Annotated in this window: 26 protein-coding genes; 15 read left to right on the top strand and 11 right to left on the bottom strand. The window is 60.6% G+C overall.

Features of this window, described 5'->3' with window-relative positions; genetic code table 11:
• Window positions 1–94 precede the first annotated feature (94 nt).
• From AC3WS4_RS16305 to AC3WS4_RS16315, 3 genes are all read right to left on the bottom strand, one after another.
• Complete coding sequence (locus tag AC3WS4_RS16305) at window positions 95–1444, bottom strand: ATP-binding protein (protein ID WP_492739209.1); 1350 nt, start codon at window positions 1442–1444, stop codon at window positions 95–97.
• Window positions 1441–2175, bottom strand: a complete 735-nt coding sequence (locus AC3WS4_RS16310) for a response regulator (RefSeq protein ID WP_056350548.1) — start codon at window positions 2173–2175, stop codon at window positions 1441–1443. The genes AC3WS4_RS16305 and AC3WS4_RS16310 overlap by 4 nt, the downstream gene beginning before the upstream one ends.
• A gap of 128 nt (window positions 2176–2303) precedes the next feature.
• Window positions 2304–2924 (bottom strand): EF-hand domain-containing protein, encoded by a 621-nt coding sequence (locus AC3WS4_RS16315; protein ID WP_056350546.1) that lies wholly within the window; start codon window positions 2922–2924, stop codon window positions 2304–2306.
• A 221-nt stretch (window positions 2925–3145) separates the two neighbouring features.
• On the opposite strand from AC3WS4_RS16315, the gene AC3WS4_RS16320 reads away from it, so the two are divergent.
• Window positions 3146–4969, top strand: a complete 1824-nt coding sequence (locus AC3WS4_RS16320; RefSeq protein WP_492739208.1) for a DUF885 domain-containing protein — start codon at window positions 3146–3148, stop codon at window positions 4967–4969.
• Window positions 4970–5124: 155 nt separating this feature from the next.
• On the opposite strand, the gene AC3WS4_RS16325 is transcribed toward AC3WS4_RS16320, so the two are convergent.
• Window positions 5125–5298 (bottom strand): DUF1328 domain-containing protein, encoded by a 174-nt coding sequence (locus AC3WS4_RS16325; protein WP_082545186.1) that lies wholly within the window; start codon window positions 5296–5298, stop codon window positions 5125–5127.
• A gap of 405 nt (window positions 5299–5703) precedes the next feature.
• Here AC3WS4_RS16325 and AC3WS4_RS16330 point away from each other — a divergent pair, with 405 nt between their 5' ends.
• The 8 genes from AC3WS4_RS16330 (at window position 5704) to AC3WS4_RS16365 (ending at window position 11449) form a co-directional block, all read left to right on the top strand.
• Window positions 5704–6507 carry a hypothetical protein gene (locus tag AC3WS4_RS16330; RefSeq protein ID WP_492742884.1) on the top strand — a complete coding sequence of 268 codons (804 nt, stop codon included), beginning with the start codon at window positions 5704–5706 and terminating at the stop codon, window positions 6505–6507.
• Window positions 6508–6824: 317 nt separating this feature from the next.
• Entirely contained in the window at window positions 6825–7472 is a 648-nt protein-coding gene (locus AC3WS4_RS16335; RefSeq protein ID WP_492739206.1) for a hypothetical protein, read from the top strand.
• Window positions 7473–7475: 3 nt separating this feature from the next.
• Window positions 7476–7721, top strand: a complete 246-nt coding sequence (locus tag AC3WS4_RS16340; RefSeq protein WP_492739205.1) for a hypothetical protein — start codon at window positions 7476–7478, stop codon at window positions 7719–7721.
• 2 nt (window positions 7722–7723) lie between these two features.
• Complete coding sequence (locus tag AC3WS4_RS16345) at window positions 7724–8044, top strand: hypothetical protein (protein WP_492739204.1); 321 nt, start codon at window positions 7724–7726, stop codon at window positions 8042–8044.
• A 32-nt stretch (window positions 8045–8076) separates the two neighbouring features.
• Entirely contained in the window at window positions 8077–8322 is a 246-nt protein-coding gene (locus AC3WS4_RS16350) for a hypothetical protein (RefSeq protein ID WP_492739203.1), read from the top strand.
• Between the two features lie 14 nt (window positions 8323–8336).
• Window positions 8337–8561, top strand: coding sequence for a hypothetical protein (locus AC3WS4_RS16355; protein ID WP_492739202.1), 225 nt, complete (start codon window positions 8337–8339; stop codon window positions 8559–8561).
• Window positions 8562–8748: 187 nt separating this feature from the next.
• Entirely contained in the window at window positions 8749–9054 is a 306-nt protein-coding gene (locus tag AC3WS4_RS16360) for a hypothetical protein (RefSeq protein ID WP_492739201.1), read from the top strand.
• A gap of 112 nt (window positions 9055–9166) precedes the next feature.
• On the top strand, window positions 9167–11449 hold the full coding sequence (locus tag AC3WS4_RS16365; RefSeq protein WP_492739200.1) for a bifunctional DNA primase/polymerase: 2283 nt from the start codon (window positions 9167–9169) through the stop codon (window positions 11447–11449).
• A gap of 30 nt (window positions 11450–11479) precedes the next feature.
• Here AC3WS4_RS16365 and AC3WS4_RS16370 read toward each other — a convergent pair whose 3' ends face one another.
• A complete protein-coding gene (locus tag AC3WS4_RS16370; protein ID WP_492739199.1) occupies window positions 11480–12460 on the bottom strand; it encodes a hypothetical protein in 981 nt (326 codons plus the stop codon).
• Between the two features lie 255 nt (window positions 12461–12715).
• Here AC3WS4_RS16370 and AC3WS4_RS16375 point away from each other — a divergent pair, with 255 nt between their 5' ends.
• From AC3WS4_RS16375 to AC3WS4_RS16385, 3 genes are read left to right on the top strand one after another with little or no spacing between them, the layout of a single operon-like run.
• A complete protein-coding gene (locus AC3WS4_RS16375) occupies window positions 12716–13597 on the top strand; it encodes an HD domain-containing protein (RefSeq protein ID WP_492739198.1) in 882 nt (293 codons plus the stop codon).
• Entirely contained in the window at window positions 13594–14142 is a 549-nt protein-coding gene (locus tag AC3WS4_RS16380; protein ID WP_492739197.1) for an AAA family ATPase, read from the top strand. Before AC3WS4_RS16375 ends, AC3WS4_RS16380 begins: the two co-directional genes overlap by 4 nt.
• Before the next feature lies 1 nt (window position 14143).
• A complete protein-coding gene (locus AC3WS4_RS16385) occupies window positions 14144–16015 on the top strand; it encodes a 5'-methylthioadenosine/S-adenosylhomocysteine nucleosidase family protein (protein ID WP_492739196.1) in 1872 nt (623 codons plus the stop codon).
• Here AC3WS4_RS16385 and AC3WS4_RS16390 read toward each other — a convergent pair.
• Entirely contained in the window at window positions 16012–16938 is a 927-nt protein-coding gene (locus AC3WS4_RS16390; RefSeq protein WP_492739195.1) for a winged helix-turn-helix domain-containing protein, read from the bottom strand. The two genes, AC3WS4_RS16385 and AC3WS4_RS16390, sit on opposite strands and share 4 nt — an antisense overlap.
• Window positions 16939–17382: 444 nt before the next feature.
• Between AC3WS4_RS16390 and AC3WS4_RS16395 the strand changes: the two genes are divergently transcribed.
• Complete coding sequence (locus AC3WS4_RS16395) at window positions 17383–18285, top strand: hypothetical protein (RefSeq protein ID WP_492739194.1); 903 nt, start codon at window positions 17383–17385, stop codon at window positions 18283–18285.
• Window positions 18286–18607: 322 nt separating this feature from the next.
• Here the strand turns inward: AC3WS4_RS16395 and AC3WS4_RS16400 are convergent, their stop codons facing one another.
• Entirely contained in the window at window positions 18608–18901 is a 294-nt protein-coding gene (locus AC3WS4_RS16400) for a hypothetical protein (protein ID WP_492739193.1), read from the bottom strand.
• Window positions 18902–19690: 789 nt separating this feature from the next.
• Between AC3WS4_RS16400 and AC3WS4_RS16405 the strand changes: the two genes are divergently transcribed.
• Window positions 19691–22279, top strand: a complete 2589-nt coding sequence (locus tag AC3WS4_RS16405) for a hypothetical protein (protein WP_492739192.1) — start codon at window positions 19691–19693, stop codon at window positions 22277–22279.
• 574 nt (window positions 22280–22853) lie between these two features.
• Here AC3WS4_RS16405 and AC3WS4_RS16410 read toward each other — a convergent pair.
• On the bottom strand, window positions 22854–23312 hold the full coding sequence (locus tag AC3WS4_RS16410; protein WP_492742886.1) for a host attachment family protein: 459 nt from the start codon (window positions 23310–23312) through the stop codon (window positions 22854–22856).
• Window positions 23313–23722: 410 nt separating this feature from the next.
• Entirely contained in the window at window positions 23723–23938 is a 216-nt protein-coding gene (locus AC3WS4_RS16415) for a hypothetical protein (RefSeq protein ID WP_492739190.1), read from the bottom strand.
• Window positions 23939–24232: 294 nt separating this feature from the next.
• Here AC3WS4_RS16415 and AC3WS4_RS16420 point away from each other — a divergent pair, with 294 nt between their 5' ends.
• Window positions 24233–24445: a hypothetical protein gene (locus AC3WS4_RS16420; RefSeq protein WP_492739189.1), complete on the top strand. Its 213-nt coding sequence runs from the start codon at window positions 24233–24235 to the stop codon at window positions 24443–24445.
• A 43-nt stretch (window positions 24446–24488) separates the two neighbouring features.
• On the opposite strand, the gene AC3WS4_RS16425 is transcribed toward AC3WS4_RS16420, so the two are convergent.
• Both AC3WS4_RS16425 and AC3WS4_RS16430 read right to left on the bottom strand, forming a co-directional pair.
• Window positions 24489–24752 carry a hypothetical protein gene (locus AC3WS4_RS16425; protein WP_492739188.1) on the bottom strand — a complete coding sequence of 88 codons (264 nt, stop codon included), beginning with the start codon at window positions 24750–24752 and terminating at the stop codon, window positions 24489–24491.
• Between the two features lie 525 nt (window positions 24753–25277).
• A complete protein-coding gene (locus AC3WS4_RS16430) occupies window positions 25278–25649 on the bottom strand; it encodes a hypothetical protein (RefSeq protein WP_492739187.1) in 372 nt (123 codons plus the stop codon).
• Window positions 25650–26606 lie beyond the last annotated feature (957 nt).

Below are 26606 nucleotides of genomic sequence, written 5' to 3' on the forward strand. Positions count from 1 at the left end.
ACGTCGCCCCCGCGCAGGCGGGGGCCGCCGTCGTTTTATGCCCTCGGTCGCTGCTCCAGGCGGACTGCGGCCCCCGCCTGCGCGGGGGCGACGGTTAAACCGGCAGCACGATCGCCGCGTCCAGCCCCGACGTATCGTCGCGGTTGGCGATCACCAGCCGCCCGCCCTCGCCTTCGGCCAGCGCGTTGGCGATCGCGAGGCCCAGCCCCGCGCCTCCCGTCGCGCGATTACGCGACGCCTCGCCGCGCGCAAAGGGTTCGACGAGGTCGGCGATCAGCGCCGGGGCGATGCCCGGACCCTCGTCGCGCACGACCAGCCGCAGTTCGCCGCCGCTTTGCTCGACCAGCAGGGTCGCGCTGCCCGCATAAGCGAGCGCATTGTCGATCAGGTTGCGCAGCGCGCGCCGCACCAGCAGCGGCCGGCCGCTCAGTGGCGGCAGTGGCGGCAGCGCATCGGGGCCCGTCACCGGCTTGCCCATCACGCGATATTCCTCACCCATCTGCGCGAGCAGGGTCGCGACATCGTAGAGCTCCGCCGCCTCCTTGCCCGCGCCGCTGCGCGCGACCGCGAGGATATCGGCGAGCATCGCGGTCATTTCGTCGATCGTCGCGATCATCTTGTCGCGCAGTTTTTCGTCCGCGACCGCCTCCACCCGCACGCGCAGGCTGGCGAGCGGGGTGCGCAGGTCGTGCCCGACCGCGCCGAGCATCCGGTCCTTGTCGGCGAGCATCGTCCCGATCCGCGCCCGCGAGGCGTTGAAGGCGCCGATCACGTCGCGCACGTCCGACGGCCCCTGCTCGATCAGCGGCGGACCATCGCCCATCGGGTCGCGCCGCACCGCCTGCGTCAGTGTGCGCAGCGGCCACGCCGCACGCCACGCGATCAGCAATATGGGAACGAGGATCAGCACATAGAGCAACAGCGTCTGCCAGATCAGGAAGCCCTGCAGCCTTTTGCCCTCGGCGGGAAGCCAGCTGCGCACCACGACATAACGCCCGCCGATCTTGGCCGAGACGATCGCGGTGCGCGCGGGACCGCGCATCTTTTCGGTCTTGTGCCGTTCCGGCAGCACCCAGGCGTGAACCTGTTCGGCGTCGAGACCCGCCTCATCCAGTTGAGCCGCGACATGCGCCGCGAGGTCAGCGTCGACGCGCGCGCGCGGCGGCGGCGCGAATGGCGTATCGCGGACCTGCAGCCGCGGATGGCGCTTTTCAGGGGACCGGCCGGGCGGGCCTTCGTCGGGATCGGCCATCGCGCCGCGGCGGTCGCGTTCGAGCGCGTCGATGATGCGCGCCACCGCCATGCCGCCGCCATTGGCATAGACCTGTTGTCGCTGCCCGCGCGCGAGAAGCGTGAAATTGATCGCCTGCGCGACAAACAGCGCCACCGCGACCGCGAACACCATCTGGCCGACGAGGCTGCGGGGCCACAGCCGCAATGTCACGCCGCGCCGCCCAGTCGCTTGACCTCGCAGGCGAGCGTATAGCCGCCGCCCCACACGGTCTTGACCAGCTGCGGATGGGCGGGGTCCGCCTCGATCTTCTTGCGCAACCGGCTGATCAGATTGTCGATCGCGCGGTCGAAGATATCGGCCTCGCGACCGCGCACGAGGTCGAGCAGCCGGTCGCGGCTCATTACCTGCCGCGGATGCCGCACCAGCGCGTGGAGCAGGTGATATTCGCCCGACGACAGCGCGACCTCTTCGCCCGCCTCGTCGACCAGCACGCGTTCGACTTCGCGCAGCACCCACGGACCAAAAGCGAAGGCGGTGCCGCCGGGGTCGAGCGTGCGTCCGCCCGCCTGCGTCCGGCGCAGCACGGTGCGGATGCGCGCGACCAGTTCGCGCGGGTTGAAGGGTTTGACGACATAATCGTCGGCGCCGATCTCGAGGCCGATGATCCGTTCGGTATCCTCGGCGCGCGCGGTCAGCAGGATGACGGGAATGCTGCTCGTCTCGCGCAGATGGCGGGTCAGCGACAGCCCGTCCTCGCCCGGCATCATGATGTCGCTGACGACGAGGTCGATGCTCTTCGCGCGCAGCACCGATCGCGCCTCGGCGGCATTGGCGGCGTCGGTAACGGCAAAACCCTGCGCGGTCAGATATTCGGTCAGCGGCTCGCGGATCGACGGTTCGTCGTCGATCAGCAGGATGCGCGGCGCGTCGCTGTCACTCATCGAAATCGATCCTGCAAATGGTTCGCCCACCGGTCGGGGGACCGGTGGGCGATAGCTGGCAGGGACCAGCGGCAAAGGCAATGCCAGGGAGGGGGAAGAGCCTGCCGTTGCCGCCGGTCCGCTGCCGATTATTGGGCGGCGGGAGCCGCCGGCGGAGCGGCGCGCTTGGCCTTCCATGCGGCGCGCTGTGCCTGGCGTTCCTCGGCGGTCACCTGACCGTCCTTGTTCGCGTCGGCGGCGTCGAAGCGGGCGAGCGCGGCGGTCTGGAATTCGGCCTGGCTGATCGCCTTGTCGCCATTGGTGTCGGCCTTCATCATCATGCCGCCGCGACCACCGGGACCGCCATGATGGCCGCCACGCTTGCCGTGATGCCCGCCCATGCGGTGACCATCGCGCTTGCCGGGTTCGCCGGCCTCGGCGCGCTTCTCGCCACGTTCGGCACGCTTGGCGGCGCGGTCGGCCGATGCCTGATCCCATTCGGCCTTGCTGATATTGCCATCCTTGTTGGCGTCGAAGCGGGCGAAGGCGGCCGCCTGCATTTCGGCGCGCTTTGCGGCGCGGTCAGCGGCGTCGAGCTTACCGTCCTTGTTCGCATCCATCTTGGCGAACATCTCGGTTGCGCGGGCCTGCGCTTCGGCGCGGGTCACGGTGGCATTGCCGTCGGCCTTGGCGCCGATGCCCGGAGCGGCAAGAACGGGCACGGCGATCAGCGCGGCGCCCAGCGTCAAAAGGGTGAATTTCTTTCTCACGTAACGAACTCCTCGGGTCGCGGAGCCGAAGGAGGCCGGCTCTCGATGACACCCTTCTAGGCGCCACTTGTCCCAGCACCGTGCCGGTTTGACGAAAAATTGTCGCAAAGTGTCGCAGAATGACGGCGCGGTTCATGCTGCCGCAAGCGCGCGGAGCGCCGCCACGGTTGCGGCGATCGGACCCCGACCCTAGGCTTGCCGAAATCCAAGAGGAGAATCGCATGACCGACTACGCGCCCGATCGTCGTACCCTGTTGGCCGGTCTCGGCGGCCTTGCCGTGGCCGGCGTCGCCGGGCCGGTCGCCGCGAAGGAGGGTGTCGGCGCCGATGCCCGGCTCGATGCGCTGCTCTCCGCCCAATTCGAGCAAGGCCTGCGCGACGACCCGACCCGCGCGACGTCGCTCGGCCTCGACACCGGTGCCCGCGCCGCGCTGCGGGCGCAATTTCCCGACTGGTCGGCGGCCGGACGCGCGGCGCAGGCACGGCGCATCGACACCGACCTTGCCGCGGTTCGCGCGATCGCCGCCGATACGCTCGGCGATACCGCCCGCGTCGCCCACGACAGCGCCGAATTCGACCTCGCCGCGCGCCAGCGGCTCGCGCGCTTCACCTATCACAGCGGCGGTTTCGGGCATCGCCCCGGCCCCTATGGCGTCACCCAGCTCGGCGGCTTCTACACCGGGGTCAGCACCTTCATGGACAGCCAGCACCCGGTGAAGGACAAGGCCGACGCCGACGCCTATATGGCGCGGCTCGCGGCGATCCCTGCCCTGCTCGACGCCGATACCGCCATCGTCAAGGCGAATGCCGCGATGGACGTCGTCGCCCCGCGCTTCATCCTCGACCAGGCGCTCCAGCAACTCGCGCGGCTGCGCGACGGCGATGTCGCGGGCAAGACCCTCGTCGCGTCGATCGCCCGGCGCAGCGTCGAAATCGGGCTTGGCGGCTATGGCGATCGCGCCGCCGCAACATTCGAAGGGCCGATCCGCGCCGCGCTGATCCGGCAGATCGCGGCGCTCACCGCGCTGCTTCCGCGCGCCGGCGTCGCGGCGGGGGTCGCGCGCCTGCCCGATGGCGAGGCCTATTATGCCGCGACCCTCGCCCAGCATACGACCACCAGCCTGACCGCTGCCGAAATCCACCGCATCGGGCGCGAGCAGGTGGCCGACCTGACATCGCGCATGGACGCGCTGCTGAAAGCGCAGGGCTATAAGGACGGCAGCATTCGCGACCGGCTGGGCGCGCTCGGCAAGGCCGAGGGGCAATTGTTCGCCAACGATGACGCCGGCCGCGCCGAAATGCTCGCCTATCTGAACGGCTTGCTCGTCACGGTGCGCGGCAGGCTGCCGCAGGTGTTCAGCCGCATGCCCAAGGCGCCCTATGAAATCCGCCGCGTCCCGCCCGAGATCGAGATCGGCGCGCCCGGCGGGTCGGCGCAGGCGGGAACCCCCGACGGGTCGCGTCCGGGCATCTTTTTCATCAACCTGCGCGATACCGCCGAATGGCCGCGCTACACGCTGCCGACCCTCGCCTATCACGAAGGCGCGCCGGGGCATTTGTTCGAGGGCGCGCTGAAATATGAGGATGCCGAGTTGCCGCTCTACCGCCAGGCCTCGTCGGTGACCGCCTATGGCGAAGGCTGGGGCCTCTATGCCGAACAGGTCGCCGACGAGCTCGGCATGTACGACGACGACCCGCTCGGCAAGATCGGCTATCTTGCGTCCTACGCCTTTCGCGCCTCGCGGCTGGTGGTCGACACCGGGCTGCACGCGATGGGGTGGAGCCGCGAGCAGGCGATCGACTATATGGTCGAAAATTCCTCGACCTCGCCGACCGCCTCGCGGACCGAGATCGACCGCTATATCGTCTATCCGGGGCAGGCCTGCGCCTACAAGGTCGGCCAGATCGCGATCAGCCGCGTCCGCGACGAGGTCGCCGGCCGGCCGGGTTACGATATCAAGCGCTTTCACGATGTGGTGCTGGGGGCCGGACGGGTGCCGCTCGCGGTGCTCGAACGCCGCGTCCGCGCTGCCTTTCCGGCCTGACGCACCGCCTGAAACAGGTAAGCCCCGTCGCATCTCTGCGGCGGGGCTCCCTAGGTTCAGTCCGAAGACAAGAACCAATTTCCACTCTCACTTTCGGTCAAGCAGACCCATGAAACGCCGCGGGTCGCGATGGGTTCCCGGCGGCGCCGAATTTTTTACACCACCTTCTTTGCGGCGAAGGCGCCCATGATCACGAACAGCGCGACAAACGCCAGGCCGACGAAGAACAGAATCTTGGCGATACCGGCCGACGCGCCGGCGATGCCGCCAAAACCGAGGACCGCGGCAAGCAGCGCGATCACGGCGAAGATCAAAGCCCATTTGAACATATCAAGTCTCCTCAACGATCTGCACAGCGATGAGCGCGCGGCACCCGCCCCCGACGCGGCGCGATTGCGCCCCGTCGGAGAAAAACGATCCGCGGCCGCGCCTCGACAATCTGAATAATGAGTGCCTTAGCTAAACGGCGACCATCCGGAAAAGTTCCGGGATCGGATGCGGCGGCGATATCGGGAGACCTGGAGCGGGTAGCGGGAATCGAACCGGAAGATACTTTGGTGAAGGCCAAGGTTTAGATGGGAATCGAATTGAGGAATTAGCCGCCCAACATTGCCTCGGGAATCGTCACCAAAAGCAAAAATCAAGTTTAGCTTGACTACGAAATGCGAAATTTGGTCCGCTGACTTATCGTGTGTTATTGTGCAGCAATATTCGCCGCATGAGAAAACGACAGCATGACAGACCCTGCACCAAAACAGCCCTATTTAGATCTTTTTATCGAGCACCGTGTCCCGCCAGAACCTGTGGCGGCGACAAAACTTCGAAATCGGGCGCGGAGGGAAATCAGCGAGGTGCAAAACCGCCTTGCAGGTCTTCCAGAAGCTAGCCGAAACCCGATGGTTGCCCAAACTCGTCGACAGCTCTCGCGCCGCCTACCACAACTCATGAAGCGATATGAGCATTGGCTCAGCCGAGTGCTAGTTAGTCATAAGCACTATCGGGACTGGCGACCGAGGCATGAGGACTGGATTAAGCTCGTGATGATGATGTCGGCGCTAAGCGGCCGCGAAGGTTTTGCATTCACTCCACCCAAAGATTCCATTCGGGCCGAACGACGTCACCATCTCGATGGACTGCTGGCCGCGGCAGAGCGAGATCAGCGGGAAACGGGGCGGACCGCCAAGTCGTTGCTGAGAGATGCCGCGACGCGAACCGATCGATTGATCGCTGAAGGATGGTTCAACCGCCCCGACAGCGACGAGCCCGTCATCACGAGCAGGAGCCCCAAATATTTGGAGGAGCAGTTCTCGAAACGGAAAACCGGAAAGCGTACTCAGCCGTATGAACTTCCCCCAAGTCTCCTGGGTCCCTTGTCGGCGCACGGGCACTTTCGCGCCCTGCTGTCGGTGGGACTACATATGAGTGACTGGGGTGTCCCTGACGTATTTTTCAGCCCCGACGCGATCGACGAAGAACTTGAAGGCCGAACACGCGCCGACCTTCAACATCGACCACTGGCCGCATGGGAAAGCGATTAGATTCGTGCGCGGAGACCAAGCTTAGAAAACCAATTCATTTTGAGCGATTCTCCGAATCAGCCGCTGGAATTGGCCAGCAGCCCAAAAAGAGTCGTCCTTATGAACTCCACACAACCTTGGGCGAATATTCCGCCCTCCGGGCCTCTCCTTCGCCCCAAAGATGCCGCTGCGTACCTCGGCTATTCGACGCGCTGGTACTATGCATTGGCGGCGAAGGGCGACCTGCCCTCTCCTATTCGAATGGGGCGTGGCAAAACGGCAGCCTCCGCAGTGCCACGTCCCTGGCTCGATGCAGTCATCGCCGCGAGGGCAGCAGCATGATCGCGCCGGCACTCATCGAAGCAGCGCGTGCCGCCCAACAGGAAGTCGCCGCTGCTCAGGCTCGCGCCACCGACGAACGCGTCAAGCTTCGGGCGCTGCGGAGCGCAAACGAGCGTGATCAAGTTGAACGCGAGCGGCTGCGCAGCGAGAAGGAGCAGGACGACGCCCTGCGACTGATCGACGGGGAAGACGCCGTCCCGAAGAGATCGCGACGTGATAACCGTCTCGCGAAACTGGACGAAGAAGCCGCAGCCAAAAATGCTGCCATCCGCATCCAGGAGCTCAGGGCGGCGGAAGCAGACAACGCGGCCAGACTTCCCCAAATGCCGTTCATCGCCGCGGTCCTGAACATCGCTGCCGAAGTGCAAGGCGACGGCGTTGAAGCCGTCCGTTCGGCCCTTGCCGGACTGGCGCCCACGTTCGCACGGCTGATTGCCGGCGACCAGCTGCGCGGTGCTCTGCTCGGCGATCGGCACGCGATCCCTCCGGGCGCGGCTCCTCCGTTCAGCGGGATTACGGTTCTCCGCAACACGGTCAAAGCCATCCCCGAGCGCCTTCTGCCGTCCGAGCTTTCCGAGGAGCGGCTGTTCGAGGCCGCGCGCGAGATTTCGTCCGACATCATCAATCAGATCAAAGGAAACTGAACCATGGCAACTGTTACCGCAGTCCACATGATCGCCGTCAGCGATCCCGCCGCCCAGTGGGTGCATTCGGGCCGCTTCAACAAGGACGGCAATGCGATCATGAACAAGTCGAGCCTGATGATCCAACCTGGGCAGATCTTCGAATTCAATGACGGCCCGGAACTGGACAAGCTGCTGAGCGGCGGCGCCGTGCGTCATCCGACCGATGCCGAGCTGGCCCTCTATAATGCCACGGGCGGGAAGAACTGATCATGGGCAAGCAACTCACAGCACCGCAAACGGCCGGCCTCCTCGAAGGCATGCGCAAGCTCGGCTTCGACGCCTCGGTTACGGCGGAAATCGTCGGGTTCGTGCGTCAGCGCAATTTAGCGAACTGGGCAATCAGCCCCGGCGCCACACCTGCCGCCGCACCGACGAAGGCGCCCGCCGACGAACAGGATGAGATCCTGACCTCGCTGGCGTCGCTCGGCGCACTTTCTGGGGAACATGATGGCTCCGCTGCCGAGGGCGGCGGCGGACAGGACGACGTTCTCGCAACGCTGGACCGGCTCGGCGTCCTCGCCGCCGAGTGATCGGACTCCATTCAATAAAAGGAACTCGAATTATGACCACCGCAATCGCAATCTGCAAAATCCGCCTCGCCGATCCTCTCGCCGAGCAGGTTCACACAGGCTTGTATGACAAAGCGGGCAACGCGATCATCAAAAAATCCAGCCGCGTCATTCTCTCCGGTCAGTTCTTCGAAGAAGCAGACGCCCACAGCCTCGCCGAACTGATCGGCATGGGCGCCGCCCGGCTTCCGACGGCCGCAGAGCTGGCAGAGCGCGACCGCGCAGCCCAGGAGAATTGATCATGGCAAACCGAATGACCGCTCAACCGCCGGCCAAACGTGACGAAGACAGCGCTGATGAACTTCTGGCGCTGGCACACAGCGCTGGGCTGAAGGGCTTCGAAGATGCTGGCAACGCGCCGCCGGCCACTGGCCAGTTTCACGATGTCACTCTGGCGGACTCAGTCGAAGACATTCTGGAACTGGCCAAAGAGATGGGTCTGAAGGGCTTCACCGATGAGCCGGTAGCAGGTGAATGATGAGGCGTCGCCTAACTGACCTGCAGGCTTTGCACCAACGGCTTCAACAAGCCCGCAGCGCCAGCCGCCGACAACCGTCGTTCCCCGAACGTCTCGCTGCCGCCGCTATGCGCTCCCGTCCGGATCGCAACGAACTCGCAGAATATGCACCCCCGCTCGACGCGCGACTGCTCCAAAGGCTTTGCCGATGAAATATGAAACGAAAGGCTGGATACGGTTCTGGCGGAAACGGCGCGACCAGCTGCGCGCGCGTGGTGGCCTGAACCTTGCTCCTGCGGGGCACGTCGCGCTCCAGGAAATCCGATGCCGTAACAGGATTGCGGAGGTCATCGGGCGACCCGCGGCGAAAGAGATCGAACTTAGAGTCTGCCTGCAGAAAGATGTCTACGACCCGGTGTTCGTGCTGCCCGCCGGAACGCCGTGGAGCCTGTGGCAGCAGCTGCAGGTCATCCCAAACCTGCTGTTCCCATTCGGAACGTCGCCGCAACCCTAAATAACGTAACGGCGCCCGGAGCATGACTTCCGGACGCCGTTTCGCCTTCAAAGAATAGCAAGCGATATTCTATTATCACTTTGAAGGCCGAAAATCAAATAAAGGCCTCCCCATGACCTTCCAATCTTTGAATTTCGAAGACGATTTTTCCGCACTTCTGGAGCCAGCCAACAACAAATCTGTTGCGGTAAGTCTTGCCTATCGTGGCGTTCCCGGCTTCCCGATACGCGACTGGGGTGACGGTGATGGACCCAAGCCCATTCGCGACTTCATCGGCAAGGCGACAACTGACATCTCCACTATCGAGGACTGGTTCGCTCGATACTCGGATGCGTGGCTGGGTATAGTCGCCGGCGAACGCAGCGGCTTCACGGTCTTGGACATCGACACCAAGAACGGGAAGGACGGCGTCGCTTCAATGGCGGCGCTCGGTTTCCCAGACCTCGCGGCTCTCACCCCTGTTCGGGTTCGAACGCCTTCTGGCGGATGGCATCTCTATTTCAAGCACGACCCGCGGCTGAAGAACTCTGCCTCGCGGATCGGCGTCGGGATCGACGTGAAAACCACCGGCGGGTTCATCATGGCGCCGGGCTCCCGCAAGGGCGGCGGTGTTTATCTGATCGACGGCGCCGAGTTGGGGACGACTCCCCTCCCCGATTTCCCCGAGGCCCTGATTCCTCCGCGTGAACCCGAGGTTGAAATTCCGCCGGTGATCGGCGCGGCGACCGATGAGCAGCGAGAATGGGCAACTGCCCATTTGGAACGCTTGGCCTCCGACCTCGCTGAGATGTCGGAGGGTGGGCGGAACGCAGCGCTGAATGATGCCGCTATGTGGGCCGGCGGTGCGGCCGCGCGTGGCTTCGTTGCAGAGAGCGATGCTGAAACCGTACTGTGGGCGGCCGCGGAGTCCGCCGGCCTCCGCCGTCGGGAATTTCGCGGGACGTTCAAAAGCGGGTGGAGGGCCGGTCTGAAGAAGCCGATCGCCGGATTTCCCCGGGCGCCCGATCTCGATGCGCTGGAGGATCTCGATCCTATTGATGGTGACGATTTCTCGGCGCTGCTTGCGCCTGCCGCGGTCGATGACGTTTTCGTCAATGGTGTCACCAAGCGCCTAAACCGGCGCCATGCAATTGTCATCGTGCGTGGCAAAACATTGGTCACTACCGAGGGCGCAGACGGCTCCATTGATTTTGGGCAGGTCCGCGACCTCCACTATTTTTACGCGAACGACCTCGTTTCAGCGGGCAAAGACGCGAAGGGTAAGCAGAAGTTCGAAGCCGCCTCGATGCGATGGCTCAGAGATACAGATCGCCGTTCGTACCCACATGGGGTGACCTTTGCCCCGGGCGGTTGTCCTGCGGGTAAGCTCAATCTGTGGCGTGGCTGGGCTGTCGCACCGGACGCTGCTGCATCCTGCGAGCTATTTCTGTCCCATGTCCGTCGCGTCATTTGTCGTGGGAATGAAGAACACGCGGCATACATCTTAGGCTGGCTGGCGCAGATGGTTCAGCATCCTGATCAGAAGCCCGGCGTCGCCTTAGTGCTCCGCGGTCCCAAGGGCGCCGGCAAAGATACGATCGCAGATTATGTTGCGCGGATGATCGGCCGACGGCACGCGCCGACGGTAGCCCAGTCCGATCACATCGTCGGGAAGTTCAACAAACGCCTGGAAAACGCGCTCATGCTTCATGTTCAGGAAGGAAGCTGGGCTGGCGACCATAACGCTGAAGACGTGCTTAAATATCTCGTTACGTCGGATTTCGTCGAGATAGAACACAAGGGCATCGACAGCATCAATCTGCCCAGCGTGCTGCGGCTGTTCATTTCCGCGAATGCCGAATGGGTTGTGCCGGCCAGCCCGGACGAGCGCCGCTGGGCGGTGTTCGAGGTGTCGTCCGAGCGGAAGGGTGACGATCGGTATTTCTCCGACCTCCGTGCTGAAATGAATGGCAGAGGCCCGGCTGCACTGCTCCACTTCCTCCGATCTTATGATCTGTCGGGCTTCAATGTTCGCCAAGCTCCGGACACCGAAGGCCTGGTCAACCAGAAGATTTCGAGTCTGAAAAATATCAACCTTTGGTGGTTTTCCCAACTTAACCGTGGAATCATGCCGGGAGATTTCGACACCTCGGACGACTGGTCGACCTCTCCGCGCACCATCGGTCGCGATGCGCTTCGGAACCAATATAGCGATTGGATGAAGGGCCGCCGGTACGATGGCGAGATCGCTGATGAGCGGCTGTTCGGCCGGCGGCTGCGCGAGATGCTGCCGAGTGTGGAGGATCGTCGGTTGGGTGGTCGGTTCGATCGGAGCCGGGCTTATGTGCTGCCGCCGCTCGCGGAGTGTCGGTCGCAGTTTGAACGGTGGGTCCGTGGGTCGGTGGAGTGGGAATGACGCGGGGTTAAAGTGGCCGATTGCGGCCAGTCAGCTTTTCTGTCGAGAAGCGGCAAAAGCCGACATCTGGGCCAAATACGTCGTTGGAGATTTTTCCCTATGCCCCGGACTTGCGAGTTGGACGTCGTTATGGGGATCAATTATCTCTCCGAGCAGCAGTAGGCGATAGACCTCCCGAAGAGCTTTGTTGAGATGTACCAAGTCACCATTCATTGCAGGCGGATAAGGGGTAATTCCAAACCGATTTTCCGGATGCATTAAACGGATGCGATCGGAGTAAAAATCACCAAAATAGGGCATGCCTTCTGGCTCACGGCCCTCTGCTTCATCGAGAAAACGGCCAGCGTCCACGGCGCTTGGATTGGCAATTCCCCGCTTCCGAAGTTCCCGACACACCAGCGAGAATGAAGCATCCAGAGAAACGTACATAGAGAACAGAGCTTCAACGGTAAACAGCCGATGGTACCTTAGCATACCGGCTTTCAGCCAAGCGCTTAGGCCACGTAACAGCAGATGGTCATCCAAATTGATCTCCGAGAAGATTTGGGTCTGCAGTTCGACTGGAGTTTCGGCGTTGCGAAAATCATAAGCTTGGCCGCCGTATATCGGCGGAGGGGGAGGATCTGCGTGCCAAAGCCCGGAGCGTTCCGGTTCGACCTCTGTCAGTCTCGCACGAAGCTCTTCGTCTACCTTCGGGTCTGCCAAATCGAGGAAGGCAGGAAGACGCAGTTCAGGGTAGTACGGGTAGAGCGTTACGATGCCTCCGTCCCATCCAATGGGCAAAGATAGCGCCGCCAAGAGGCGAACCTCTTCAAGGGTAGGATCGTCAAACTCGGTGTAATAGTCACCCTCATGAAGGGATTCGTCGAAGTGGGTCGCGATGTAGACCACGCTCTCGCCAGGCGAGTATAGGGCTTCAGAAGTCGAGAATCGTCCGCGCCAGTAAATTCCAACAGGCGAAAGTGCCCGGACGAGCGTCCCTTTTCTCACCCGTCCGTTGTCGAGCATCATTTCTGGCGTCACATACATGCGCCTAGCTTGCCAAGCCGAAGCAGGATGTCCAGTCGAATGAATGCAGATTGGTTCCTCTGCTCAAGCGGCCTAGCCTTCGTACCAATCTGGCCGTTGCAAGTTCGTCGACTTTTAGTTCAAAATAGGCAGATGAAGGCGTCGCGAGGAACTCGCTGACTGGCGACAGCGACGAGCTTATTTTCGGTTTGCTTCCTTGCCTGCAATCTGCTTGTTGCACCAAGGGGAGGGCGACCCATGGATAATTTCGGAACATGCCGCACGGCGAGTTCGGCGCTGACATCGGGTAGCAATTGTGAGATGTCTGGTGACGCTGCTTCTGCGTTGCGAGATCAAAGCCTAGAAATGATACCAGCTTCCCCCAATGAACCTAGAGATTTGCCGAGCTGGGACGACGCCGCGCGCGATGTCGAGGCGATGTTGACCTCCTTGGGGCTTCAGTCAATCCGGCGCTATATTGGCCAGCATCACTGGGACAAAGAGTCGCAAAGCGCGCTTGAAGCTGACAGGGCAGAACCTGGCCTCAAACTCGAAAATGTTGCGGCCCATAGCTGGCACGTTGCCGATGCGACGATGCTGTTAGCGCCCGTTTTTCCCGAGATCGATCCGCAGCGAGCACTCGAGCTCGCGATCGTGCACGATAAGCTCGAGCTCTTTACGGGCGATTTTGATCCCGTTGGCTCGGATGGCCAAGGCACCTATTCGCACGCTTTTAATAGTCGTGCTCAAGCCCACAAAACCTCTCTCGAGCTTGCAGCTCTAGAACGTTATGTTTCGCAGTTGCGTGGGGGAGCTCGCGAACGTCAGCATGCACTTATCCTCGAGACGATCAATGCGCGTTCCGCAGAAGCATTGTTTGTCAAAGCGGTCGACAAGCTCCAAGCTTTGAGCTTCGTTCTCGTCAAGAAGGCGGGGAAGATGACCGACGAGCATCTTGCGTTCAGCCTGCGCTACAGCGCTAAGGCGTTAGACTACTTTCCGCGACTTCGTGTTCATCATGCGGTGCTCTGTACTCGGCTTTTAGAGGGCATCGCCCGAGCGCGAAATGTGCATCTCGACGAGATATTGGAGACCGTTCCTCCGGCCTTGCGCGCGCTCGCGGTCGCCGACGAGCAATGACGCCGCCCCTTGGCTCGGCGGCAGTCCGGTTCGCTCTCGTAGGGAAGAGCGGATCTGGCAAATCCAGTGCCGGGGAAATACTCGCCGAGCGGTTCGATATCACTCACATCAGGACCGGGAAAATTTGCCGTGAGATTGCATTTTTGCTGTTTGGCAACGAAGACAAGAGCTCGACCCAGCGCCTCGACGATGCCCTGACACAAATCGACCCAAGTATTTTTCTTCGCGCGGCGCTTCGGGAGATTGAGTCAACGACTGACGAACTGGGCGGAAGCGGAAAGGGATTCATAATCGATGCCCTGCGCTTCGAAAGCGACCTCATGCTCGCAAAAGAGCATGGTTGCAGCATTATCAGAATCTCAGCGCCCGAAGAGGTACGCGTCACGCGGCTAGCAGAGCGCAAGCAGGTGTTCGACCTTGCGACAGATGGTCTTCACCGCTCTGAGCACGAACTCGACGCGGCACAAGCTGATTACGAGATTATCAACGACCAAGATCTCGAAGCTTTGCGAGCCGCCTTGTCGATAATAGAGGCGCCGGCCTGACTTGCGGCGCGACATCTTCCTTCATTTTCTGAACCGCGACACGCGCGAAGTCTTCGACCTCTACCGATCGTTGACGCCGGAGAAGCATGCAAGCCTCATGCGGCGCGCGCTCAATGCTGCTGCAATCGTCTGTGAGGATAGATGTGTCGCGCCACCAGGGTTTATCGTCGAGGACGAAATCGCGTTTGGACTTGCGGAAAACCAGCGCGCTTACCTAAGCGAAAGCCTCATTCAGCTTCCAATGCGCGAAGAAAATCTGGCTGACTTCGCAGAAAAGAAGCGGATCGGGTATGAACCGATGCGCGATCGTTATTCCGGCCTCTACAATGACACGCGCATTGGCTTTCTTGGAGACACTGCGCAGGGGATCATCCAACGCAAGACGCACATCACCGCCGGGATATTGAAGGATTGGACAAGCGGGCCAGAGGCGGGCCGAACCTTCTGGAAGCCGGCCAAGGCGATATTGACACCGCCTCAGGTCGATCTCGTCGCCAGGATTCCATTATTACTCGACGAGCGCGGTATCGCTTTGACTTGGGCGGCAATCGCACCAGAACTGCCCGACGACGTCAAGTCGGCGTCCAGCGCGCTTCGTAGCACTCTGCAGCATGTCTATTTCCGGCAATATTGCCACGAATTCAATCTATGCGCACTTTCGGGTGTCCCGCATGTGATCCATGATTTCCGTGTGCCCGTAGAAGAACATGCTCACAATTTCAAACGGCTTGGGCTATTTCTTGATCTCTTTGAGCTGCGCGATTTATTATTCGAAGCTCCGGCCGATCTCATTGTCGCACTCAAAAAACAACCCGGTTTCATCGCGTTTTGCGACGCATATGCGATGCTCGCCCAGCGGATGCCGGGCGATACCAATATGATCTTTCACACCGTTCGCACGATGACCACTCTCAACTACAGCTGGGCTTCTTTAAAAGGTCGACGGTTCGCTCTCTATGATGTCAGCCCTATCGAGGTGAACGAGCTTGCAAGCGCGCTCGGCGAATTTGCCAGCCGGCTGAGCAGGGAACATGGCCTTCAGACCCGCGGCACGCCCGCAGCCGAGAATCAAAGTCATAAGAAAGAAACGAAACCGATTATGGTGAAAGAAGCTGAACTCGTCCTGTTCGTTGCGCTTGAAGAGGAGCTTGCGGTCCTTGCAAGTGTTCTCGGTCTCACGAAACACAATGGAACGCCTGAGGCTTACGGCAAAATCAATGGCGTTGACGTGGCGGTGATTTGCCCCAGGAACATGGGTCGTGTTGCGGCGGCGGTGGCGATGAGTGATTATCTCGCGAAGAGGAATCGACCGCCGAAGCTCATCCTGATTGTGGGCCTAGCCGGTGGCTTTGAAGAGAATGGAAGTAAGCCGGGACACATTATCGTCGTCACCAAGGTCGTCGATTTGGCGCTCCGTAAGGTAGTAGACGAAGATGACGGTGCGAAGCCAAATTTCCGCCGCGAGGATTACGAAATGCATGACCAACTGCAGCGCCAATTGCTGTCAGATGCCTTCGATAAAAGAGCGTGGAGCGATGCTGCACTCGCGTTCGACTGGCCCGATGATCGGCGCCCCTCCCTGCATTACGGGCCGATTGCCAGCGCAGACGAAGTGGTTGCAAGCAATGAATGGCGCGAACAAATCCTTAAAGGCACCGGGGGTGACGGAAAGCTTATGGGCGTCGAGATGGAGGCTGGCGGCATTTGCGCAGCCGCGCGCAAAAATCGAGTTCCTGTAAGTATGCTGCGAGTCGTTTCGGATAAAGCCGATCCGTCCAAGGCCGACGATCAGTGGCGCAAAGTTGGCATGAAGACGCTGGCCAGCCTCCTCGCCGCCGCATCCCTTACCGATGTCCTCAAATCGTTCGATTAACCGAGCATCGCCGCGCGCAAACTTCCGTCTGAGATAAGGCGCAGTGACCACTTGTCGAACCGCTCGAGGTTGTTGATCGAAATTGGAAGCTCAAGCCACCCGGTGCTAGCGCGCGCTTCGACAGCATCGGTAATCTCGGTAATACCGCTGCATCGAAATCGGAGATAGACGGCGAGGTCAGCGCGACGACCTTCCCTTTCTTCCTCGATAACCGCGAGCGGATCGGACCATCGAGCATCGTCTTCCAGCAAAGCGCGGACATGGTGCGGCAGCTCGAAGTGCTCAAGGAGGGTACGGGTAGCCGCGTCCATCAATCCGAAATCGTCAGGCGAAAAAAGGGAAAGATCGTCGCGCTTTACCACGCCTTCGATGCCCATGACGGAATGCGAATGAATATCGCCCTCTTCGACCGCCGGGCGCTGATTGTCGAGAAAGAGGCGGTCTTCAGCGACGAGCAGCAGGAGGAAACGAAACGGCACGAGCTTCGGTTCACGCCGGAGATTATAGAGCCGCGCAAAGCGCCACGGCAGCGAGTGCAACTTAGTGACGGGGAACGGCGAGACGAGCGTTGCTGCGAGTTTCGCAAGGTCGAGGCGCGGAAAGGCGACGACGTCAAAGCGACCGAGTTGGGCCGCCCGAAGCGGTGCGTGATATTCTTGGCGATAGCGCTCGGGGAGCTGTGCATCGGACTGAAGCACCCGCAGAAAAAACCTTCCCGGACCGGTGCGGTAGAATTCGCTTTTCGAGCGATGCTTCAGGATGTCGGTCGCCAGGCGGGCCTGCAGCGTCTTATGCTGTGTGCGGCCATAAAGATCGCGCGGGACAAGCTGCATCTGCATTGCGGTGCGTAGAATTTGACGGGCACTGAGCGGCTGCCGCGCGCTTTGAAGCACACTGCGCGCCATTTCGAGATAGCTGTCCACTAAAGCATTACCTATTTCCGCGCAGGGAAGATTTAAGGCCTACGCTGACACCGACCTCGCTGCAAGCCCGCGGCCGGCGTATGAAATAATCCCGACATCCTTCAGCACCGAATATTAAGGGCACCGACGCTGCAATTCGCTTGCCAAGTCGCGAGGGCAGCGCGCTCCTCAGCGTCATCTATTGCGGCGGTCGATCAGTCGAAATGAGGCGCGATGCCAACCCAGCCTCCGAGTCATCAAACGGCTGCTTGCGGGCTCGGGTTGATCGGGTCGGAATGCCTGACTTCAGGCGCAAAGCCGACTGCGTATTTCTCCGGGGTCGGTTTTCGACTGCGTATTTCTCCGGGGTCGGTTTTCGACTGCGTATTTCTCCGGGGTCGGTTTTCGACTGCGTATTTCTCCGACGACCCGCTAAGGTGCGACCGCGAAAAAGGGAGAACCGGCGTGCGGGCGATCGGGATTATTGCGGCGGGGTTGCTGGTCGCGGGGGCGGCGAATGCTTCAGAATGGCGCGAGGTTTCACTCAAAGATGCAGTGGGTGAGCTTCATGTTTCCTACGCGCGGGGCGCAAACCGAAACGATGCTGCCAAGATCATCGTGAAATGCGACGGCGTGACAGTGAGCGCCGTGGCCGTGCTGCCAGGTGTTGAGGACGAATTGCTTGCATGGGAGATCGACAGCCGGGACGCGGTGCCTTCGGTCGCTGGAACAACTACAAACTATGTGCTCGGGGAAAACTTCTTAGGCGCTGCCAAGGCAGGTAGAACACTGACGGTTATTCATCACGGAGAGAAATATGTGTTCGATCTAAGCGGATCGGCGCGAGCTGTCGATTCTGTCAGGTTGTCATGCCTTATCAATGAAAATGGGAGAAAGTTGACCGGCGGGAATTGGTCTGTAGATGAAGAATTTACGGACAATCGACGTACATTCGTTGCCACCAGGTCGAAATCATTCAATTATTTGGCAATTGGAACAAAAGATGAAGAGCAGGCCGGAGTGTTCGTGCATTGCTTTCCAGAAAGTGGAGATATTGTAATAGGTCTCCTCTGGCCTGAGAAATTGGAAAATCAGACAAACATCGGAATGGACTGGTCAGTGGATGGAAGTTTTCGTGAGGACTCAGAATTCTGGACTCTCGACAACACTACTAAGTCCATTGCAACATTAGACAGCTCCACAGCGGACAAACAAGAATTTAGAGATTTATTCAATTCACTGTCGTCGGGCCGATTTTTGGAATTGCGACCCCTGAACCCAATCGGACGTTCTCAAGGCGCGAACTTTGATCTTTCAGGATCTAGGCCGGCCCTTGATAAAATTCGCGCCGCCTGCCCGCTAAAATAAAAAAAGGGCGGCACCGCGGCCGCCCTCTCTGGGTCTCATTATGATCGGCCGCGCGTCACCAGGGGAACACCAGAATCCCGATGAGCGTCAGGTTCACCGCCCATATGTAAGGTTCGTATCGCGCCAGCTTACCGCGGGCTTCAGCGCGGCCCTCTCGGGTGCTGGAGACGATCGCGATAACTAAGACGGCGCCTATCAGAGTCCACATATTCGAGCCCCTTTGAACTATGCCAAGCATAGCACAACAGTCCCGATTCTCATAAAAACGGCGACAGGGACTAACCCCGCCGCCGCGAATTCAACGTCAAAATTTCAGTTTATGTCAGTGGCGCGCTGCGGCCGTTGCGATGACGTGCCAGAAACCGGTTTCGATACCCGTCCGCGCGTCTCCGGTCGGCATGGCGCTGGCGACCCATGACAGAATGCCGGGGAGCCCGGTGTCGGCGATGAGGTCGATCAGATCATAGGCGAACGCGCGTCCGGCCTCACAGTCGTCACCCCAATCACCCGACGGGGTAACATTCCAGAAATTTGTTACCTTTCCCGTCTCCTGGTCAACAATGACGAACGGAAGACAGGCGGCGGGGGACATTTTAACTTGCTCAAGTGTCGACATGCGAACCTCCTCTTTGGCATTTCAGTGATACTACACTGATGTCTTGCGAGTGATTCGTCAACACTATTTTCTAATATATTCAATATGTCAACAGTAACTTGTGATTAATATCAACTATTACTTGATTACTTCGATCATTCGCAACTCTAGGTTGTGTTTTCATGTCTGGGTCTCTGGCGGCCTTCTTTGGACATTCCGCAGTTTCATTGGACATGAGATTCCGCTGAATCCCTTCTCTTTTTACCCCATGTCCAGAGAGTCCAGAGAGTCCAATGAAGATTGCTTAGGTGAGAAGCGGTTGCGCATCCGCCATGGGCTGCCGGCAACCGCTCCGACCGACAGAGAATATTCTATAGCAATAAAACCATGTGGACGATGTGGACTCTCTGGACAAGCCGCAGAAATCCGCCGTTTTTCGCTGTCGAACGTCTGGACGCGCATTGGACGCGCTTTGGACGCGCTTTGGACGCGCCGCTTTCCCGGCCCGAAGACTGGTCAAGGTACTATGCCCGCCCCAAGCTGATCCGGGGGCGGCGCGGAGCCGTGCTGTCGGCAAGATTCCATATCAACCCAGGGGGCATACGTGGAAACTGATACCGGTCAGCAGACCCGCGGAAACCTGCGGCGCGGAATTAGTACCAATTCGGCCCTAATTAGATTTCCTCATCACGGCTGGGAATTCTCGGGACTGCTCGCGGCAATTAGAAATTACCCTCTCTGACCCTGCGTTTCTTTCTAACCGACTCGAGTATAGATGAATTGCCGTTCTAACTTTTTCGGAGACGGCCATTGACCACTGCAGCAGAATTTCAGGCGAAGACGACGAAGGCCGTGGTCAACATGGACCGCCTCGATCAATTCCTGAACGGTAACGACACCGCGACCGTGGCGACTGACAACGGGGAAGTGCCCTCGATCGCCAAGCTGGCGAAGGACACGCAAGACGCACTTGGTGAATTTGGCAACGCCGCCGAGCTCGCAGAATCGCTTGAGCCGATCACGGACGACCTCGCCCTGGGCGCCGCGTCAAAGATTTCGAAGGTGGCGGCTATCGATGCCGCGGTGACGAGCTTGGCCGCTCGCGAGGCCGATATTGCCGAGTTGGCCGCGCTCGACCTCGCGCTGGTAATTGCAAACGTCGACAACATCTCGACCATAGTGGCCGGCCTCACCGGTACCGAACTGACCGCGATCCGCAAGGCCAACCAGCAAGTCGAAAAAGACCGCCTCGCCAATCTCACCGCCTCGATCGGGCGCTTCGTTTCGACGGCTGGTTCCGACGCCAATTCAGGCCGGGCCATGGCGCGCGCGAAGTCCACTGTCGCCGGCCTGGTCGCCAGCCTCGATTACGGCATCACCTCGCTCACCGTCGGCGGCACGAATGCGGGCGGCACACCCGGCACCTATCGAATCGGCGTTGCCGGTGGCACGCCCTATCGCGCTGCGACGGTCGAGATGCTGGTCTCGTCGGGCGGGGTCATTCAGGCGACGCAGAACGGATGGACGCGAGCCATCGACGGCGGCGATTATGCCGACGGATCTGCCGTGCCGACGCTGACGATCCCTGCGGCGGCGAACCTCGGCGCTGCGACGCTGACGGCGACGCTCGGCCGCGTGGCGAAGCCGGGTGAGGTGCTGGGGTTTGAGCACGGTTCCCGCTGGGCCGAGCAATATGTTGTGCGGACGCCCGGCGTCACGGTCTGCTCCTTCGCGAAAGGCGGCAAGACCCGCCTGCCCCTGTTCGACTGCACCGACCCCGTTGGGGCCTGGACGCTGGATAGCGGCAACGTCTGGGTGCAGACGATCGGGCGGGCCGCCGATTATCAGACCGTGGGCGGCGAGGACAATTACAGCCTGTTCGAAGACACGGCGCCGAGCGATCCGGGTTCGGGCTATCGCTGGATGACGCGCGTCCCGAGCAAGGCGCTCTGCGACAGCACGCCCGACAGCTATTTCATTCCGGAAGCGACCTTCTTTGCGGAAGCCAGCGCGACGACGCTCATCTATGTTCACGCTGCGGGAAGCGTCAATCCCAACACGAAGAATTTTCGCTACAACCGCCGGACGCAGGGCGTTTTCGGCCGTGACCGTCTGCCCAACCTCACCATCGACGGCATCAGCTGCGTCGGGCCGCTGTCAGCACAGGGCAGCGTCAACGCCGGCACGAACTTCCTGTTCCGCCGCGCGGTGCTGGCGAACGGCGGCAAGCACGACTGCGTGTTCGAAAGCGGGCTGCTGGAAGACGTGATTTCGTACAACACCGAAGTCATCGCGAACCGGCAGCAGGCCTATCCGACCGCCTTGGGCGCCCTCGATTGCATCCCCTTCACGGCGTATCGCGACGACCCCGCCGGCCTGACTGCGACGCTGCGCCGATGCATGCAGATCCAGCCGCCCGGAAAGACCGGCGTCGGTTTCTTCTTCAGCCACAGCAGCGGCAGCAGCCCGACAGCGCGTTATGACGAAACACTGCTCGAAGGCTTCATCGCGAACAACGGCGGGGCAGTCAAAGGGGCGCAGTCGATACGGCAGATTTACCGGGCGCTTTTCCTGAAGGACCTGCGTGGGACCGCGGTGCAGCCGGGCCGCGGCGGCAGCATGTCAGGGGTCCATTTCGAAAATACCCACGGCCTGTTCATTCCTGATGCGACCATGGGGTCAGCCGGCGGCGCGCTGCTCACTGGCGGCGGCAACTCGACCGGTGTCACCTGGGCGAATGACGAGGCGGAAGTCATCATGCGCCACAACGGCGTCTACAACAATCACGATGAGGTTCTTGGGTTGACGGCGATCACGCTCACCAGCTCAGCCCGACAGAAATTGAACGTCAGCAACAACACGATTTATCAAAAAGGGCGGCAGAATTTCGTCAATGCAAGCATGGACGCGACCGCTGGGTCCGAGGGGATCAAGAACAATATCCTGATCCGCAATCTGGCGAATATCGGCAGCTTCGTGCAGTGGATTCAACTCCCCGTCGGTTTCACCGGGGCCTGCGATTACAACGTCTATATCGACCTGCAGGCGAACACGAACCTCCGCTGGCGTCAGGGTTCGACGTCCTACACCTTCGCCAACTGGCAGGCGCTCGGCTTCGACACGCATAGCGTCGTGCTCAATGCGGCGCAGGCGGCCGATCTGTTCCTGAACGGAGTTGCAGGGCTGGCGAACGGTGACTTCCGGCTCAATCCAGCCTGTACCCTGCAATTCACCGACGGGGCGTTGCTTGTCGGTCGCGCGGGCATCCAGGAATATTACGACTGGAACGCACGCCAGTACGTCGTCGGCCAGCCGAAGAAATGGCCGGTTCATCCGACGACTTGGGCGGAGTGTCAGGCCTATGCGTTCGACCCGACGGCGTGGAATCACTATCCGTGATGGCGTGAGATTAGATCGCGGAGGCCTCCGACGACTACCCAGGCGTATCTCCCGCCGCTAACCTCCTAAACAAATTTGGGGTTCGCCGCGGTTAGCAGCGGAATTACAGCACCACAACTTGGCCGGATGGGACTCCCAAGCGACCCTGGGGTTCTCGTCACTGGTGGGGGGCAATGTTCGCGTCTGCGGCATTGCGGGGGCGACGCGGTATGACCGTCGCGTCGCCCCTTTAGGTCGAGGGCGTCGCCCTACTTTCATCACCGATATAATCTCGATCAATAGCTATCGCAGCGATGTGCGCGTAAGACGGTTCTGCAACCAAAGGGGCGGATTCGTTCGCCTCTGAACTTATGGCGATCCGGCGGGGTCGCCATTTTTGTACCGGTGCATGCGGGTTATCTTTTTGCCGTGCAGCAACGATGCTGGATGTGCCGCGTATTGCGTGCAACCCCGTCTCCTGACCCGCTCGTCTCACGGTGATTCAGGAGACGCGGCCTTCATCGCCACCGACCACCCCCAGTTGTTGAGGGTAACGTTTGGTGATCAGGCGCGATGCCGCGTGCGACAGGGCACGTCAGCCGGGCGGTACGCCTTGGTCCAGCAACGCCTCGATGTCAGCCAGAGGCCTACCGGTCATTTCCTTCACATGCTCTCCGATCAAGCGAGCAGCGGTTTGCTGGTGCCAAAGGGGGCGCAGTTCGCCCATCGTGCGCGCGGGTGCAATTACGACCAGCGCATCAAACTTGCCCGCCAGGGCCATGGCGTTGATCTTGTCGGCGAGGTCCCGGACAAAGCGATCTTCATCCTGTTGGTGGAAATCTGGTTCGCCCATCGTGCCGCCGGCTAGGCCGATGCCGGCGGGCGCTGGCGATTGCCCTGAGGCATCGGTCTTAATGTCGCTATTCTTGCGGTCGTCACGCTCCTGATGGGAGGCCGTGCGCAAGTCGATCTGGCTTGCGTCGCCCTGATTGCGCAGGAACAGTGCCTTGCGGCCATCTGCGACCAGCACGAGTGCGTTGTTGGGGAGTGTCATCATCAAGCTCCTTCTTGAAGAGCAACGCACTGGATGATGTGGAAGTTTCTTGAGAGTAGCCATGTCGAAGACTTCACCACCACGATAACTACGCATTTGTCCGGATTGGCGCTATAGTCGAGTCGCGGGCGGACCGGATCCGTTCGCGTTGGGAGATCGTATGACAGCCCGACCTCCGAGAGACGTTTGGGCCTATTGGCGCGCGCTTGAGGCGAGATACGGCAATGCCTCTCCTGACTATGCTGCGCGCGAGTTATCGGCAGCCCTCGCGAAGGGCGACGAGGAAGATGCCATTTTCTGGCGTGCAGTCAGGGAGCGTCTGGACGAGCTGCACCATATCGCTCAACCCTTTCGCAACCAATCGATATTGCCACGTCGCGACTAGGGCCGTGTTCCGGAACGGATTCCGGTTATTCAGGAGCCGCGGCCTTCATGGCCACCGACCAGCCCCAATTGTTCAGCGTGGCGTTTTCCACGCGTCGATGTCCGGGCTGAACGAGTTTGAGCGCCTTCAACTCATCGTCGGTCTCGGTCCATGGCAACGAGTTACCGGATTGCAGCAGATCGATAAGCCTCAGCTTCTGAGCCACCGTCAGGGTTGCCAGCGTTTCGTTAGGGTCAAACATGGTTTGCACCTCGGGAAAGTGGATGCCCCCATGTGTCCGAGGGTCAGAGCAAATATGCCCAGTCCCGGCAGGGCGGGCAACAGTTTCTCGCGATCCGTGTCCTGCATGCCGGACGGTATGCGAGCGGGTCGGGGTTTCCTTGGGGGAAGAGTCCGACCCGCTCGCAGCCCGACCATGCTTGGGACGCAGTCGGACTAGCGGGGGGTGAGACCCGCCGTCCGATTCTGTACCCATTCCTCTTGAACTGTGATAGCCCGTTTAAGTGGGCGGAGGGGTTCAGCCATGGGAGGCGGAATGATTTCCAAGAGAGCGAATGCAATTTTGACGCTCACTGCCCTGATGATGGCACTGGGACTCTTCTCCTGCAATCACGACCGGCTGGCGAAGGCGATAAGTGCCGAAAGACAGAGCCAAGCGACCACCTCCGATGAGAAGGGGCACGCTGTAGATACTGCCTCGGCGAGCTTGGTGCTGACACCCGAACCTGCGAACCCGCAATTCGACTGACGCGCATGCCGGGATGGCCAGCGCCGGTCTTTTGGGTTGCAAGTCAGGCGCCATCCCACAGCGCAGCATCAAGCATCGCGGCGTATATGGCCTTGGCGTCCTCCTCGCCAACATCAACAACGCGATCATAGGCCGTGGCACGACCAACCTCCGCCATTGCGTCGGTCGCTTCCCGTATCGCGATCAGCACCTCGCGGGCCTCTGGCACATAGGATTGCCACAGCGGCTTGCCGTCCATCGTGGCGTTCTCGGGATTGCCTGCGTGGCGGCAGAGCGCGCGTGCCGCGGCTTCGACGATTGGGGACATGGGCTACCTCCTTAGCTCGTGCTGGATTTATCCCAGTTCGCCTGGTCCGTCGATAATTCCCGCCGGTGCAACATTTGGCCCGCCCGAGCGTATCTCTAGGACGCCTTCGCCTCTAGGGCGTCACGTCGGGTTGAGCTGGGTCCTGTGGGAGTGACCCGGCTCCCCAGCCACCTTTACGTGGGCACCTTGCCTGCATCGATGGCAACGACGCATTGGGGGCATTCGAACGACCCAAGCGGCATCATCTCCGCTCAACTTTTGGCGATCCTTCGGGGTCGCCATTTTTGTTTGCCTGACGACCCACAGATTATCTTTTTGCGGCGCAGCAACGATGCGAGAGGCTTCGCGTAGTGCCAGCAAGCCCGTCTCCTGACCTGCTCGTCTCACAGTGATTCAGGAGACGTGGCCAACGTGATTTTTGATCGCTTGGTTCCGAGCATCGAAACGCTTCGACGGCCACCCCTCCCCACGAAGAGGTGGTCGGGCCGGGATGATTGGTTGGTCCCATCGTCCCGGCCAACCTGGCTACTGATTGTCGGGAACGCTCTGCAACAGCATTGCTACGGTCCAGCCCCAATTGTTCAGCGTGGCGTTTTCCACGCGTCGATGTCCGGGCTGCACAAGCTTGAGCGCTTTCAGTTCGTCATCGGCCTCGGTCCACGGGAGCGAGTTTCCAGATTCCAACAGTTCGATCAATCGCGCCTTCTGAGGCGACGTAAGCCCAGCTATCGTTTTATCTGCATCAAACATGATCACCTCGGAAGAGTCAGTGCCGCCCTTATCCCGAACGGTCAGAGTCAAAATGAGCAGAAGTGACGCCCATTCGCAATGGCGGACGACAGCGTCCTGCACGTCGCCAAAGCGATAGGCTGAAAGTAAACGGACACGGCGTTGCATTGGAGGGCACAAAGCCCGACCCGTTCGCGGCCCGGTCGTGTTTTGGGTCGCAACCGGGCCAGCGGGGCAAGGTCCGCCGCTGCGAGGTATAGCCAGTTCGGCGCTGAACGTGCCGCCTGCATGTTACCCCAACGGATGAGTAGCTTCGACTATATCCCTTCATTTCGTTACGAATTTTAGCGCGGAAAAGGCTAGATCTCGGTGAACAAATTCTTAACAAAACGTGACACCCGTTACGTAACTCACTGTTACTTTTAGATGCCCCGGGCTGGTGCCAAAGTGCAGCCGTGGTGGACATCCCCAATGGCCCACCATGTGGGAGCCTTGCTCTCGCAAGTTTAATGCGGTTGGAAAGCCGATGGGTGCTGGCTGGTCCCTTCACCTGTCACATGGCGGTCCAGACGCATATAGTGCTTCGCCGGATCGAAATTGGCCCCACCCGATTTCGGTCCGGCGAGCCGTCTAATTCTCGCCGTTGGTTCAGGCACCCTCCCGCCCGCCATCAACTGAGCGCTGCGCCAACTTTCACCGTCAACGTGTTCGCGATTGCGTCACTCACTCGGCGGGTTTCCGGAGCCGCCTATTTTTGGGCAATGACACTTTTCTGCGACAGCGGATGTTGGTATTTGTGGACTCGCTGATGGACCGTTCAGGTAGAGTAGGCATGCTTCCTCAAACCGAAAATTCCGTAATTGCGTGTGCGCACACTCTGTCGGAGCAGCATCCGGACCGCGCCCAAGAAATGGTGCGACGTCAAATTTCTTGGTCACAGGGTCGCGCAGCAGAGCGCGAGGTCGCGTTCTGGAGCGCCGTCTTGGAGCGTCTGGTGGAAGCGCCGTTGCCGGTTTCGCGAATCCACGTGCTGCCACGAGAACATGCGTGAGGATCAGCGTGCAATAGGCACCCCCTTCGTGGGGTGATCGGCGTGCAAAAAGGACCCCTTCATCCCGGGGATTT

Source organism: Sphingopyxis sp. EU05-FHT14B03 (assembly GCF_058790875.1).

Coding starts and splice junctions, on each gene's coding strand:
- AC3WS4_RS16410 (WP_492742886.1), bottom strand. CDS start 23,312: ATGACACTCCCCAACAACGCACTCGTGCTGGTCGCAGATGGCCGCAAG.
- AC3WS4_RS16420 (WP_492739189.1), top strand. CDS start 24,233: ATGATTTCCAAGAGAGCGAATGCAATTTTGACGCTCACTGCCCTGATG.
- AC3WS4_RS16375 (WP_492739198.1), top strand. CDS start 12,716: ATGGATAATTTCGGAACATGCCGCACGGCGAGTTCGGCGCTGACATCG.
- AC3WS4_RS16340 (WP_492739205.1), top strand. CDS start 7,476: ATGGCAACTGTTACCGCAGTCCACATGATCGCCGTCAGCGATCCCGCC.
- AC3WS4_RS16330 (WP_492742884.1), top strand. CDS start 5,704: ATGACAGACCCTGCACCAAAACAGCCCTATTTAGATCTTTTTATCGAG.
- AC3WS4_RS16345 (WP_492739204.1), top strand. CDS start 7,724: ATGGGCAAGCAACTCACAGCACCGCAAACGGCCGGCCTCCTCGAAGGC.
- AC3WS4_RS16415 (WP_492739190.1), bottom strand. CDS start 23,938: ATGTTTGACCCTAACGAAACGCTGGCAACCCTGACGGTGGCTCAGAAG.
- AC3WS4_RS16350 (WP_492739203.1), top strand. CDS start 8,077: ATGACCACCGCAATCGCAATCTGCAAAATCCGCCTCGCCGATCCTCTC.
- AC3WS4_RS16360 (WP_492739201.1), top strand. CDS start 8,749: ATGAAATATGAAACGAAAGGCTGGATACGGTTCTGGCGGAAACGGCGC.
- AC3WS4_RS16365 (WP_492739200.1), top strand. CDS start 9,167: ATGACCTTCCAATCTTTGAATTTCGAAGACGATTTTTCCGCACTTCTG.
- AC3WS4_RS16380 (WP_492739197.1), top strand. CDS start 13,594: ATGACGCCGCCCCTTGGCTCGGCGGCAGTCCGGTTCGCTCTCGTAGGG.
- AC3WS4_RS16335 (WP_492739206.1), top strand. CDS start 6,825: ATGATCGCGCCGGCACTCATCGAAGCAGCGCGTGCCGCCCAACAGGAA.
- AC3WS4_RS16355 (WP_492739202.1), top strand. CDS start 8,337: ATGACCGCTCAACCGCCGGCCAAACGTGACGAAGACAGCGCTGATGAA.
- AC3WS4_RS16430 (WP_492739187.1), bottom strand. CDS start 25,649: ATGCAACGCCGTGTCCGTTTACTTTCAGCCTATCGCTTTGGCGACGTG.
- AC3WS4_RS16370 (WP_492739199.1), bottom strand. CDS start 12,460: ATGATGCTCGACAACGGACGGGTGAGAAAAGGGACGCTCGTCCGGGCA.
- AC3WS4_RS16400 (WP_492739193.1), bottom strand. CDS start 18,901: ATGTCGACACTTGAGCAAGTTAAAATGTCCCCCGCCGCCTGTCTTCCG.
- AC3WS4_RS16310 (WP_056350548.1), bottom strand. CDS start 2,175: ATGAGTGACAGCGACGCGCCGCGCATCCTGCTGATCGACGACGAACCG.
- AC3WS4_RS16425 (WP_492739188.1), bottom strand. CDS start 24,752: ATGTCCCCAATCGTCGAAGCCGCGGCACGCGCGCTCTGCCGCCACGCA.
- AC3WS4_RS16320 (WP_492739208.1), top strand. CDS start 3,146: ATGACCGACTACGCGCCCGATCGTCGTACCCTGTTGGCCGGTCTCGGC.
- AC3WS4_RS16325 (WP_082545186.1), bottom strand. CDS start 5,298: ATGTTCAAATGGGCTTTGATCTTCGCCGTGATCGCGCTGCTTGCCGCG.